The sequence below is a fragment of the Pseudomonas ogarae genome (assembly GCF_014268695.2).
Taxonomy (GTDB): domain Bacteria; phylum Pseudomonadota; class Gammaproteobacteria; order Pseudomonadales; family Pseudomonadaceae; genus Aquipseudomonas; species Aquipseudomonas kilonensis.
The window spans coordinates 2,696,556-2,710,001 of record NZ_CP077086.1 but is presented as its reverse complement, the minus strand read 5'-3'; the positions used below and the strand labels follow the sequence as shown (position 1 = coordinate 2,710,001).

Below are 13,446 nucleotides of genomic sequence, written 5' to 3'. Positions count from 1 at the left end.
AATAGACTTTATCAAACACGCTATCAATAATTATCAGCACATCGATAGCGATGCCACGCCCTCAAGGCGACCAGCGATTGGAGCACGACTCTTGTCTTCTTCTGCCAGATTTTCTCTACATGCCTACCCCGCTCCATTCAAATGGTTGGCGCTTGCGCTAGTGGCTGGAGCAGTCGGTCAGTTGCTTAAGTTCCTGGGGGTGCCAGCCGGCCAGTTCCTGGGGCCCATGATGGTCGCCATCGTATTTGGCACCTTCGGTGCTGGCATCCAGCTCCATCCCTATGCCTTCAAACTGGGTCAGGGTTGCGTAGGCATTCTGGCGGCGCACTCCATGACGCTGGCAATGCTTCTCTCGATGGCCCAGTCCTGGCCGATGATGCTGCTGGCAACCGCTGCAACGGTTTGCCTCAGTGCTCTGGTTGGGCTCGCCTTGGTATGGGCAGGCATTCCGGCCAGCACCGCCGCATGGGGAACGGCTCCAGGCGCTGCCTCGGCGATGGTCTCGATGGCGGATGAGTACGGCGCCGATTCGCGAGTGGTCGCCACCATGCAGTACGTACGAGTCGTGTGCGTGGTGATGATCGGCGCACTGGTGAGCCACTGGGTCGGTGCTCCGACCGGGGGCGAAACGCACGTTACAAACGTCGAGCCGCAAAGCTTCGGGCTTCTGAATCTAGGGCTGACCATCGCCACGCTGCTTGCCGGTGTTGCCCTGGGCAATCGAGTGCCCGCCGGGGCGCTGCTCATGCCGTTGCTGCTGGGTGGCGCGTTGCAAATCAGCGGTCTGTTGCACATAACGCTACCTGACTGGCTCCTCGCTACTGCTTACGGCGCACTGGGTTGCTACGTCGGTTTGCGCTTTGACCGCCCAACGATAGGGTATGTCTGGCGGCGCCTGCCGGCGATGATAATGGGGGCGACGATTTTGATCGCGCTGTGCGCACTATCTGCCTGGCTATTGGCCTCAATATCGGACAGGGACTTTCTCTCGATTTACCTGGCCACCAGCCCGGGCGGGCTCGACACGATGGCGATCATCGCGGTGGACACGCATTCCGACGTGGGACTGGTCCTGGCAATGCAGACCTTGCGGTTGTTTGCGGTCATCCTGACAGGGGCTTTTGTGGCGCGACTAATCATTCGCTTGTCTGAGCACCGCCAGATAACGTCATAGGCTAAGCCACACCGCAAATGTCCCATGGCCGAGAGCAGGCCTGCGCTGCGAGGGCCCCTCTCGACGATGCTTCCCTGTCGCTCACCATCGCTAGCAAACTCCTCAGTAAACTCTACGTACCCCGCACCGGAATGTTATTGTTCATGCGCACTCACGAAGATCATTCAAGCCATGCAAGATGACATCCTTAAGCAATCCTTTGGTGGGTTGATGGCCTTTATTGCCGTCGCCCGCGAAAAGAGTTTTACTCGAGCAGCAGCACACCTCGGCCTGTCTCAATCGGCGGTCAGCCATGCTGTCAGCTCACTGGAGCGCAATCTGGGCACGCGCTTGCTTGCGCGCAACTCCCGCTCAGTCTCGCCAACGGAAGCTGGTGAACGGTTACTGGCAACTGTCGGCCCGCGCTTCGAAGAGATCGACACTGAACTACTGGCGCTGTCGGAGTTGGGCGAAAGTCCTACCGGGACGGTACGCATCACCGCATCGGATCACGCCATTCGATCGATCATCTCGCCAAAGTTGAAGAAATTTCTGCCGAAATACCCTGGGATAAAAGTCGAGCTGTTCGCGGACAATGGACTCATCGACATCGCTGCAGATCGTTTCGATGCCGGCGTCCGATTGGGTGAGGCGGTGGCCCAGGACATGATCGCCGTACGCATCGGTCCTGACATGCGATTTACCGCAGTAGCGACCAGGCGCTACTTCGCCAGTCGCCCTGAACCAGAGACGCCCGAAGACCTGATGCAGCACAATTGCATCAATCTGCGTCTTCCCACCCATGGTGGATTGTGGCCTTGGGAGTTCGGGGAAGATGGTCGGCAGTTGAACATACGGGTTGACGGTCAGCTGATTTACAACAGCATTTATGATTGCCTTGACGCAGCCATTGCGGGCTTGGGTATCGCCTATGTACCTGAAGACATCGCCGAGCCCTACGTCAAGGCCGGCCACCTGATTGCGGTACTGAAAGACTGGTGCCCACTATGGACAGGACTTCATCTCTATTACCCAAGCCGTCGGCAACCCTCAGGGGCTATGACGTTATTGATCGCCGCGTTGCGCCACGAGTCATGACAGAAAAAAAAGGCCCTGCACAGCGTGCAGGGCCTGAAAGAGCCATGAAGACTCAAGGGATGAACGTCCCGCCAAGGGCAAGTCGAGCGATGCGCACTACGACCTACGTTCAGACTTGAAGCCACAACATCCTGTGCAAACCGGGCAGTTGCGGCTTCAAAGATGGGTTACTTCAGGTTGGTTCGAAAGAAAGAAGTCAGCTTATCGAACGGAATCAGGTCCACCCGATCATACAAGTCCACATGGCCCGCGCCTGGCACGATGAACAATTCCTTAGGCTCACCCGCCAGTTTGAAAGCTTCTTGGCTGAATTCCAGCGAGTGTGCTTCAGAGCCAGCGATGAACAGCATAGGACGAGGCGAAATCGACGCGATATCGTTGAACGGATAGAAGTTCATGAACTTCACGTTGCTGGTCAGCGTTGGATGTGTCGTCACGTCAGGCGAGGATCCGGCCGGAGTGAACTCACCGCGAGGCGTACGATAGAAATCGAAGAATTCGCGCTGGATGGGATGGGTGTTCGCGTCCAGTTTATGCACGGTGCCGCCGGTGTACTTGGTCTCGCCACCGGTGAACTCCGCATAGCGCTGTTCAGCCGCTTCCGCGATGATTTGCTTACGCTGTTCAATTGTTTGCGAGTGCTTGAGTGCGTCGCGGTTGGCTGCGCCCATGTCATACATACTGACGGTGGCAATCGCCTTCATCCGAGGGTCGATTTTTGCCGCACTGATGACAAAGCTGCCGCTGCCACAGATACCGAGAACGCCGATGCGGTTACGATCGATATACGACTGGGTTCCCAGGTAATCTACCGCTGCGCTGAACGCTTCGGAGTAAATATCCGGCGCCACGGCGTTACGCGGTTGCCCCTCGCTTTCGCCCCAGAACGATTGGTCTATAGCAAGGGTCACAAAGCCTTGTTCAGCGAGTTTCTGAGCGTAAAGGTTTGAGCTTTGCTCTTTGACCGCTCCCATCGGGTGGCCAATGACAATCGCAGGGCTTTTGTTGGCCTTATTCAAATTTTTCGGGACATACAGGTTCCCGACGACTTTCATTCGGTACTGATTATTGAAGGATACCTTCTGCTCAGTCACCTTATCACTCTTGAAAAAGTTGTTCGCGCCGTTGGACATATCGGCTGCCACCGCGGTAAACGAACTAGCCAGCAGGGCCAGCGTAAAAAATAATTTCTTCATGGTGTTGTTCCTAATTAAGAACCGATGTGTGGACATCCAGAACGACTGCGGCTAGGCCCAGGCTCGATGAACGCCAGTGGAATCAAATCTAGCTGGCCAACTGCGCTGAACGGAGCATTGGGCTTTGACGCCGGGCACTACCCTTCATGGCATTACGTCTAAGCCCACAAAGGATCAATTCGTCGAGGTCAATGTATTCGAGGCGCGACCTAGAAAACACCACATCCAATTGAATGGAGCCATGCACAAAAGTAATTAATAGCTGCTGGATTATTTGAGGCTAAGAGCTGGTGCGCTGATAATTTTCTTAGCTACAGCTCAGAGCATACCCACGGAGAACGGGACGCTCATTAAATTGCTCCGTTAATCAACGACGAAAAAGCCTCGACTCCCCACTGCGCCCAACCATCAATGTAACAGAATAATGCAGACCTAATCGTCGATTGCTCCACACCAGGTTCAGACTAGCGTTGCCGATCATCCTTCCAAGGGGCGTATAACGTCCTGGATCCTCATCAATGCCGGCGCCAACCCCCGTACGATTTCGTTGGCCTTGGCCGTGGGCACCAGCGTCCTGGAACGTCGGATGAACAAGGGGTCTTTAAAGTGAACGCGCAGCTTCGCCAGCGTATTGCTCACCGCTGGCTGCTTTACGTTTAGTCGTTCGGCTGCCCGCGTCACGCCTCGCTCGCGATAGACCACCAAGAGAATGAACAAGGCATTGAGATCGATCGCCGTAAATAGCGCTTCATCAAGCTTCATCGTGCGGCCCCCTTCCGATTAGGGGCGTGAAACTGGCAAACGTCAGGTTGGAACATGACGTTACCAAATGATTGACCAACGCCGTCATCGACTCACTTTCAAAGTGCTCAGTCATCATCGATGCAGCGCTCCAGTAGCCACTGAAGACCCACAAACCAGGATCGCGGGAGCTGCGCATCACGCTATACCCCAGGCATCCGTGTACTTTTTCAAAGGTCTCCGCGTACGCCTTCAAACGCTGTTCAAAGTGTTGGTCAACCTCTTCGATCACCCGAATCTCCAAGGTATTAACTGCGGCGATATTCATATCCAGCCCTGCTTTGCTTGGGTAATAAAATTAAATGACAACTGCGTGCAATGCCTGTGTTGCGCGCGATCAAGTCCCGCATCCAACGAAAGCATTTCTGCTGCACCAGCGAGACAAACCTAGCCCCGGCAATGGCCCCATGGCTATACGGCACCTGGTTGATACGCTAATGAGCTTTTCTCAACAGTGCTCGTGCTTGAACTACGCCACCACGAGTCCCGTTGAACAACGGTGGCTAAGCCATGAGCGGCACGTCCTGCAAAGACAGATATCGCCGAATCAAGAAGGCACCTATGAAAACAAAGAGTTAAGAGCTATCGCGATAAACAGAATGGCATCACTTGAACATCGTCGGGTCGCGATCCGGTGAATGCCGACTGAGCTTTTGGCAGCCATGAAACGCGGTCGTGAGGATTGCATCTACGCCGCGCGCTCTTCCAGGGAGATATATCCCGCAATAATTTACTGCCGTGGAAAGGCGTGACAGCTCCCTCCCATGACCACCACGAGGGAAGCGCTAACGATGAGCAGCGCAAACCCCGAGAGACTTACTATCCCGAAGTAGCTTAGGAGCAAACCACCTACGGCACCTCCGCCAAAAATCCCCAAGTTGTAGATGGTCGTCAATATCGCCGTTGCCAGCTCCGCATTATCTTCTGCCACCCGCCCCGTCGCTGATTGAAAAACAGTAGGCATGCCGCCGAACGAAGCCCCCCACACAAATATCGCAGCCGAAGCGATCATTTGATACGGAGCCGCTATCAGCACAACCATCGTCACAGCCGTGCACGTCAACGCGGTGGTCGCTATGAGCCGCAGCCTTGTATCGACGAAACGTCCGGCGATCAGTACGCCCAGGATGGCACCCGTACCGAACAGAAACAGACCCTGAGCGGTCCCGCCTGACAGCCTGGTTTTTTCCGCGAGCGGCGCCATGTAGGTGTACAGCGTGTAATGAGCCAGGATCGCGCAAAAAGCCGACAGCAAGATCACTCTCAACCCCGGGGTGCGAATGACGTCATGAATCGAAGTGCCTTCCTTGCGCCCCTCTCCCGGCATGGGCGGCACGACTAGCAAAACCCAAACGATGACAAGTAGCGCGAGCAGCGAAAGCAATCCATAGCTGAAACGCCATCCAAGCAATGAACCCAGCATGCTACCCAAGGGCAAACCGGCGACCATGGCCACGGTACTCCCCGCCAGGGTAATCGCGACAGCCCGTCCCATGTCTTTGCGATCGACCAAGCGGATGGCATAACCACAGATGACCGGCCAGACAACTCCTGCGGCCAGGCCAGCCACCACCCGTGACGCGACCGTCAGCGCATAAGACGTCGAGATGGCGGTAATACCGTTAGCCATTGCAAAGCTCAGCACGAGCATGATGTACAACGATTTGCGAGGCAGACTTCGAGTGAGCGCCACAACGGGAATTGCGGCTGCAGCGGAGGCTAATGCATAGATGGAAACCAATAAACCGATACCAGCGGGGGGCTGTTCAAGGCTCTCCGACATCGCAGGCAGAACCGCTGCTGGCATCGTCTCGGTCAGAATGGTGAGAAACGCTGTAGTGGACAGGGCAAGTAGCCCGATCATAGGCAGGCGACCATTATTGGCACTCATGGGCAGACTCCTTAGTCGGATGCGTTCTTGCGAAGCGCGCTGATGCCTTACGCATCAAAAAAACTCCGACGTTAGCAGGAAGCTGCTTCAGGAAATGCCTGCCTCAGTGAATGCTCCTATGAATCCAAGTGGTCACTGGATTGGCCTTGATCATCGAATAAAGCCAAAGCCCCCAACTCCCGTCACGGGAACTGGGGGCACCGAGTCAGACGCGAGCAGTTTTCTGTAGCACGGTCTTGCTGACCATGTAGGAGTCCAGGCTCCAGGGCCCTCCTTCTCTTCCAATACCACTGTCCTTCACACCGCCAAACGGTGTATCAGGATCCGGCGCACCGAAATGGTTGATAGACAGGACCCCTACATCCAGCTCACGACTCAGTTGTTCAGCTTCTTCAAGTGAATTGGTGAACGCAAAAGCAGCCAAGCCCACGGATAGACTGTTGGAAATCTCGATGGCCTCATCAAGGGTCGAGAAACGAACCGCGACAGCGACCGGACCAAAAGGCTCATCGGTCATGATGGCGCAATCCAGCGGGGTGTCGACCAGCAGCGTCGGGGCAAAATAATAGCCACGCTCACCCACGCGATGCCCGCCCACGGCAACCTTGCCGCCACGGCCCAATGCGTCATCGACAAAATGCTGCATCGCGGCGAGACGCCGGCCACTGGTAACCGGCCCCATGTCAGCGTTCGTATCCATGCCATTGGCCACACGTACTTGATCGGCGGTTGCCACAAACGCCGCTACGAATTCGTCGTAGATACTCTCGTGTACCAGGAAGCGACCTGGCGCAGCGCACCACTGAGCGTTGATCCGAATTTTGCTCTTGAGTGCCATCTTGCCGATTTCCGCGGCATTGACCCCTTCGCAAACGATGACCGGGGCATGGCCGCCGAGTTCCATCAGCACCGGCTTCATGGCCGCACCCGCCAGTTGGCTCAAGTGCTTGCCGACTGCCACCGACCCCGTCAAGGTCACCATGCGGGTCACTGGCGACTCGATCAGGGTCGAAGACACTAGCGCCGGGTTGCCAAACACCAGATTCAATACGCCCTTAGGCAAACCGGCTCGCTCGAAGCACTGAACCATTGCTACTGCCGCGCCAGGGGTTTCTTCTGGGGCTTTCAAAATGATGGAGCACCCGGCGCACAGTGCACCGCTGATTTTTCGCGACGGTGCGCTTAGCGGCACATTCCATGGCGTGAACGCTGCGACTGGACCAATTGGCTGACGAAGAATCGATTTCTGCATTTGGGCTTCGCCCGGAACGATGGTCCCGTAGGCTCGCAGGGCCTGTGCCATGTCCCAATCGAAGAAGCTCGCCGAACGCTCCACCTCCGCACGCGCATCTGCAATTAATTTGCCGTTCTCTCGGGTGATGATCTGCGCGATTTCTTCGGAACGTGAACGCACGCCTGCGATGGCACGACTGATGATGATATTCCGCTCAGCCGGTGGTGTGTCCCGCCAGATTTTGAACCCCCGCTCAGCGGCGGCCAACACGCGTTTCAGGTCAGCGGTCGTGGCCCCGGGAACGCTGGTGAGCGATGCTTCGGTGCTGGGGTCCAACACTTCAAAGCAAGAGGGGCGGTCGAAAATCCATTCACCGTCGATGAAGAGGCCTACGCGCGGATGGTCAGCGTCGGCGATGACATTATTATTGGTTTCAATGGACATCTGAATTCCCTCTACATTTGGCGCCAAGGGGCTCGGTTGATATCGCCCTCAATCACCGAAAAAACACTGTGCCGGAAAGGCAATTAATCAAATCTCGACCATCTCGAAGTCCAGCTTCGTCGCCGAACACTCAGGGCAAATCCAATCCTGGGGAACATCTTCCCACCGAGTTCCAGCAGGTATGCCCTCTTCCGGAATACCTTCGGCTTCGTCATACATGAAACCGCATAAAATGCATTGCCAAATTTTGAATTCGCCCTCGGACAAGGCTTGTGTGGACGTGTCATTGCTCATTATTTTTCTTCCGTTTCATTTTCTACTTGTTGGCCCCTTTGCCGACCATGGGAAGCGTTTCGTAACCCTTGGGGGACAGCAACCAGGGCGTTGCTTTCACTTTGCCAGAACAGCTGTTACCGGCCGCACGCGGCCATGGTTGCCATTGCCGTGCTTTTCATATGACTGATTTCAGCTCTCTCAGGGACAGCCCTTCATTGGCAGCTTTCGACAGCAGCGGACTAGGTGCCCAACGCCTGCCGTATTGCTCATGCCATTGCTGCACTTGCAGATGGATTTCCGTGGCCCCGATCGTGTCAGCCCAGTACAGCAGCCCTCCTCGATGGCGAGGAAATCCAAAGCCGTACAACCACATGACATCAATGTCACTGGCTCGATATGCCTTGCCTTCATCCAGGATCTTGCAGGCCTCGTTGATCGAGGCGAATAACAGACGTTTGAGGATTTCACTGTCGGTAAAGGTACGCTGAGGCGTGCCAAGCTCATGGGCGACGGTCGCGATGATCCGCATCACGTCTTCATCGTGACGAGGTGTGCGGTCACCTTCTTCATAGCGATACCACCCGGCCCCATTTTTCTGGCCCTTGCGGCCCAGCTCGACCATCCGATCCGGGACATGGAGCTTCCTGTATTGAGGGTCAGCTGCCGCGCGACGCTTGCGCGTGTCATAGCTGACATCGAGACCGGACAGATCGCTCACTGCGAACGGTCCCATCGGATAGCCAAATTCAACCATGACCCTGTCGATCTGCTCAGGGCGTGCTCCCTCCTCAAGCAGTAGCATCATTTCCGTGACCAGCGGCGCGCGACTGCGATTTGCCGCGAAGCCATCGCACGTCCCGGAGACCGCACAGACTTTTTTAAGATCGCGGCCCATCTTCATGGCCCGCACAACTGTCTCGATCGAGGTTTGATCACCCTTCACGATTTCGCACAGTTTCATCGCGTTCGCGGGAGCGAAGAAATGAGCGCCGGCGACGTACTGCGGTCGGCCTGTCATGTTGGCCATGACGTTGATATCAATCGCGGAAGAGTTCGTCAGCAACAGCGCGCCAGGCTTCATCACGGCATCGAGCTTGGTGAATACGTCCTTCTTCAAATCTATCCGTTCAAACACCGCTTCAACCACGACATCGCAGTCGCCGATTTCTTCGTAGTGGGAGACAGGCTGGACAAACTGAAGGCACGCATCCATCTCTTCCACGGTCATGCGTCCGCGCTTGACCTTTACGGCGTAGATGTCACGTATGCGCTGCAGGCCCCTGTCCAGTGCTTCGGCACTCGCTTCCAGGAGCTTCACCACAATGCCTGCGTCAGCGAAGCAAATGGCAATACCCGCGCCCATTGTTCCCGCGCCGATCACCGCAGCGGACGTCACACCAGCAGGCTTGAAACCCGGGGGCGCATCCGGAACCTTGGCAGCCTCACGCTCAGCAAAAAATGCATAGCGAAGTGCCTTGGCAACATCAGACCCCTCCAGCTCAGAAAACAAGCGGCTCTCAACCTCTAGAGCCTCATCAAACGACAGGCTGAAAGCTGCTTCGATACAGTCGATCGCGTACTGTGGCGCTTTGTTGTGAGGAGACTTTTTGGCTGCTTCGCGGCGTGCCGCTTGCAGCACATCCATGGTTGTCGCATCCATCGGTTCGAGCACCAAATCGCGTACGCGCTGCGGTTGAGCCTGCGCCACGGCCTTTGCATAGCTTACGGCGGCATCACGAAGCTCTTGGCTTTGTGTTCCTGGAACAATCTGGGAGATAAGCCCGATCTTCAATGCTTCGACGGCATGGACATGGCGGCTTGAGACGAGCAAATCGGTGGCTACGGCAGCCCCGACCAGCCTCGGCAAGCGCTGCGTACCGCCGCCTCCCGGTATCAACCCGAGAGCGACCTCGGGCAATCCGAGCTTGGCTGCGGGCAATGCAATCCGGTAATGGCAAGCGAGGGCGTGCTCGAGACCGCCTCCCAGCGCATATCCATGAATAGCCGCGACAGTCGGCTTGGCGCTGGCGTCAAGTGCCGCGGCGCTCATGCGGGTAGTGATTGTTCTCGCCTTGCCAAACTGTCGAATATCAGCACCCGCGATGAAATTCTGACCGCCCCCCATCAACACGATCGCCGCGACAGCCGGGTCGGCGTTCGCATGGGCAACGGCGTCAATGATGCTCCCTCTCATCTCGGGAGTCAGGGCGTTGACGGGCGGATTGTTGACTGTGATTACGGCCACAACGCCTTCGACTTCGTAACTGACCATCAGGCTTTCGCTCATCTCATCTTCCTGTCTCAAAAAAATAAGGCCTGCCCCTACCCTGCGACCGCTCGCATCCAATGAGCATCCTGGTTTGGCCCGGAAATTTGAGTGCAGCGCCATCCCGCGCTCCAAACAACGTTGAATCGATGGTAGCATGAGTTTTGATAATCAGCACAGATTTCACTGATCGGAACTTTGCGCCGTGCTACTTTAGCCTTTGACGCTGGACCGATCTCCCTGAACGAAGGTACCGGAAAGCACATTCGAGCTTCATCTTCATGCACTGAGGAAACCCTAGAGATGACAATAAAAGGCAGGGCATACATCGTCGGAGCGTATGAGCACCCCCTACGCAAGGCCCCCCACCATTCGGTGGCACAGCTACATGCGGAGGCGGCGAAAGGAGCAATTGAAGACGCGGGATTAAGCAAAGACGACATCGACGGATATTTCTGCGCGGGCGATGCACCCGGCGGGAACGTATGGTCGATGGCCAACTACCTGAATCTGGACAAGCTGAGGCATGTCGATTCGACCGATATGGGAGGATGCTCTTATCTCGCCCATATCGCCCACGCTGCAGAATCAATAGCAGCGGGCAGATGCAACGTGGCGCTGATTACGCTGGCCGGTCGCCCCAACTCTGAAGGTATCTCTGGGATACAGGCGCGCGTACGAGGAGTCAATCTACCGGACGCGCCATTCGAGATGCCCTATAACCCAGTCACGTTGAACCTCTATGCCATGTGTGCGATGCGCCACATGCATGAGTACGGCACAACCAGCGAGCAACTGGCCTGGGTCAAGGTCGCTGCCTCTCATCATGCGCAACACAACCCTCTGGCGATGTTGCGCAAAGTGGTCTCGGTCGAAGATGTATTGGCATCGCCGATGATTTCTGACCCGCTGCGGCGTCTCGATTCCTGCGTCGTGAGCGACGGCGGCGGCGCAGTTATCGTTGCCCGCCCGGAAATTGCGAAGGCCCTCAACAGACCACGCGTACGGATACTTGGCTGCGGTGAATCCACTAAACACCAGATGGGTGGACGCCTCGACTTGAGCTATACCGGCGCCGCGTGGACCGGCCCTCGAGCTTTCGAAGAGGCAGGTGTGACGCCGGCCGACATCCAGTACGCCTCCATCTATGACAGCTTCACCATCACCGTCATCCTGCAACTTGAAGACCTGGGATTCTGCAAAAAAGGCGAAGGCGGAAAATTCGTGTCGGACGGCAACCTTATTTCGGGCATCGGCAAGTTGCCGTTCAACACCGATGGCGGCGGCCTGTGCAATAACCATCCCGCCAATCGCGGCGGGATCACAAAAATAATCGAAGCCGTACGACAGCTTCGAGGCGAGGCTCATCCAAAGGTGCAAGTTCCCAACTGTTCGCTAGCCCTCGCCACCGGCATCGGCGGCGCGATAGGTCATCGGCACGGTGCAGCCACCGTCATCATGGAAAGGGAGTAAAAACATGTCGACCCCCTACACAGAACGCCCCATCAGCGACCCTATCCTGAACCCTGGTGATGAACCCTATTTCGACGCTGCGGCCGAGGGGCGCCTGCTCTTGAAGAGCTGCAATGCCTGCCATCAACCGCATCATTATCCTCGTGCGTTGTGCCCGTTTTGCTGGAGCACCGATGTCGAATGGATCACTGCAAGCGGGACCGGGACGATCTACACCTTCAGCATCACAAGACGTGGCGCATCAGCACCGTACTGCATTGCCTATGTGCGCCTCGACGAGGGACTGATGATGCTTACGAACATTGTCGATGTTGATCTGGACAGTGTTCGCATCGGGCAGCGGGTCAGGGTCGCGTTTAAAGAATCAGAAAGCGGCATGTCCGTTCCCATGTTCACAATTGACCATTCGGAGGCTTGAATGAGCAGCCGCGCCGTACTCTACAGCGCCGTAGATGATGTCATCACGCGCTATATGATTGACGTAGACAGCGCAACGCTCCACAGGATGGAAAGCGTCACTGTGGCCTCAAAGGTGCAATACGCATGGCCTCATCCATCCGGCGGCTTCCTGTATGTCTCAACAAGCGACGGTGGCCCGAGGGTGGAGTCCCATCACAATCACGTCAGCGCTTACTCGTTGGGACCTGACGGGCAACTCAACACTCACGGCTTACCTACGCGACTTCCCTACCGAGCGGTACATCTGTGTATCGACCCCCTGGGACGATTTATCGTCAATGCCCACAATTTCAAGCGCGGCTCATTGACTGTGCACCGCATCAACGCAGACTGCACAATTGGCAGCTGCCTGCCTCAGGATCCGAACACCGACTTTGGGGTCTATCCGCACCAGGTCATGTTTTATCCATCCGCCAAACACGTCCTGGTAGTTGACCGCGGCAATAACGCAACGACAGACAAGCTGGAAGATCCCGGGGCACTCCGTTCATTTCGGCTAACTGAAGAGCATCTCCAAATGAGCGATGTGGTTGCGCCGAATCATGGCCATGACTTCGGCCCGCGGCATGTCGACTTTCATCCGACGCATCCATGGCTTTACGCAGCCGACGAGCGAACCAACCGTCTCTACATGTTCCGACATGACGGTGACCGGATCGAGGCCGAGCCAGCCTTCACGCGGGGAACGCTGCGAACCCCTGAGCACGTGCACCCGCGACAACTCGCCGGTGCAATCCATGTCCATCCAAGCGGGAAGTTTGTTTACCTGGTAAATCGCGCAGATGCGACGCACTCCCACCAGGGGCACCCAGTGTTCTCCGGAGGTGAAAACAACATAGCCGTCTACGCTATCAACCCTGAAACAGGCGAGCCCACACTTGTTCAGCATGTGGACACTCGTTCCTTTCACGTCCGAACATTTGCCTGTGATCCCAGTGGCCGCTTGCTCGTCACGGCGAGTATCAAGGCCTTGGCCGCATACGATGATGAAAAAGGGCTGACTGTAACGCCCGCGACACTGTCGATATTCCGGATAGGTGATGACGGGCATCTCAAGTACGCTCGAAGCGTTGATGTCGAGACGTCAGGAAATCAACTTCAGTACTGGATGGGTATTGTCGGGCTACGTTGATTGAGCGGTAATGCGCCGATGGT

12 protein-coding genes are annotated in these 13,446 nt (G+C 56.3%); 5 read left to right on the top strand and 7 right to left on the bottom strand.

What is annotated here, in order from left to right; genetic code table 11:
- Nucleotides 1-91 precede the first annotated feature (91 nt).
- Both HU749_RS12045 and HU749_RS12040 read left to right on the top strand, forming a co-directional pair.
- Nucleotides 92-1,174 carry an AbrB family transcriptional regulator gene (locus HU749_RS12045; RefSeq protein ID WP_079302873.1) on the top strand — a complete coding sequence of 361 codons (1,083 nt, stop codon included), beginning with the start codon at nucleotides 92-94 and terminating at the stop codon, nucleotides 1,172-1,174.
- A gap of 171 nt (nucleotides 1,175-1,345) precedes the next feature.
- Nucleotides 1,346-2,251 (top strand): LysR family transcriptional regulator, encoded by a 906-nt coding sequence (locus HU749_RS12040; RefSeq protein ID WP_079302874.1) that lies wholly within the window; start codon nucleotides 1,346-1,348, stop codon nucleotides 2,249-2,251.
- 167 nt (nucleotides 2,252-2,418) lie between these two features.
- Here the strand turns inward: HU749_RS12040 and HU749_RS12035 are convergent, their stop codons facing one another.
- From HU749_RS12035 to HU749_RS12005, 7 genes are all read right to left on the bottom strand, one after another.
- Entirely contained in the window at nucleotides 2,419-3,447 is a 1,029-nt protein-coding gene (locus HU749_RS12035; protein WP_139381092.1) for an alpha/beta hydrolase, read from the bottom strand.
- Nucleotides 3,448-3,924: 477 nt separating this feature from the next.
- A complete protein-coding gene (locus HU749_RS12030) occupies nucleotides 3,925-4,209 on the bottom strand; it encodes a LysR family transcriptional regulator (RefSeq protein ID WP_013692830.1) in 285 nt (94 codons plus the stop codon).
- Nucleotides 4,199-4,516, bottom strand: coding sequence for an antibiotic biosynthesis monooxygenase family protein (locus HU749_RS12025; RefSeq protein ID WP_013692829.1), 318 nt, complete (start codon nucleotides 4,514-4,516; stop codon nucleotides 4,199-4,201). The genes HU749_RS12030 and HU749_RS12025 overlap by 11 nt, the downstream gene beginning before the upstream one ends.
- Nucleotides 4,517-4,978: 462 nt before the next feature.
- Entirely contained in the window at nucleotides 4,979-6,139 is a 1,161-nt protein-coding gene (locus HU749_RS12020; protein WP_186652249.1) for an MFS transporter, read from the bottom strand.
- A gap of 205 nt (nucleotides 6,140-6,344) precedes the next feature.
- A complete protein-coding gene (locus HU749_RS12015) occupies nucleotides 6,345-7,817 on the bottom strand; it encodes an NAD-dependent succinate-semialdehyde dehydrogenase (RefSeq protein ID WP_079302878.1) in 1,473 nt (490 codons plus the stop codon).
- Nucleotides 7,818-7,904: 87 nt separating this feature from the next.
- Nucleotides 7,905-8,084, bottom strand: a complete 180-nt coding sequence (locus tag HU749_RS12010) for a rubredoxin (RefSeq protein ID WP_343226763.1) — start codon at nucleotides 8,082-8,084, stop codon at nucleotides 7,905-7,907.
- Between the two features lie 184 nt (nucleotides 8,085-8,268).
- A complete protein-coding gene (locus HU749_RS12005; RefSeq protein WP_079302879.1) occupies nucleotides 8,269-10,380 on the bottom strand; it encodes a 3-hydroxyacyl-CoA dehydrogenase NAD-binding domain-containing protein in 2,112 nt (703 codons plus the stop codon).
- Nucleotides 10,381-10,662: 282 nt separating this feature from the next.
- Between HU749_RS12005 and HU749_RS12000 the strand changes: the two genes are divergently transcribed.
- From HU749_RS12000 to HU749_RS11990, 3 genes are read left to right on the top strand one after another with little or no spacing between them, the layout of a single operon-like run.
- Nucleotides 10,663-11,832 carry a thiolase family protein gene (locus HU749_RS12000; protein WP_013692824.1) on the top strand — a complete coding sequence of 390 codons (1,170 nt, stop codon included), beginning with the start codon at nucleotides 10,663-10,665 and terminating at the stop codon, nucleotides 11,830-11,832.
- Nucleotides 11,833-11,836: 4 nt separating this feature from the next.
- Nucleotides 11,837-12,250, top strand: coding sequence for a Zn-ribbon domain-containing OB-fold protein (locus HU749_RS11995; protein ID WP_013692823.1), 414 nt, complete (start codon nucleotides 11,837-11,839; stop codon nucleotides 12,248-12,250).
- A complete protein-coding gene (locus tag HU749_RS11990) occupies nucleotides 12,251-13,423 on the top strand; it encodes a lactonase family protein (RefSeq protein ID WP_079302880.1) in 1,173 nt (390 codons plus the stop codon).
- Nucleotides 13,424-13,446: the final 23 nt, after the last annotated feature.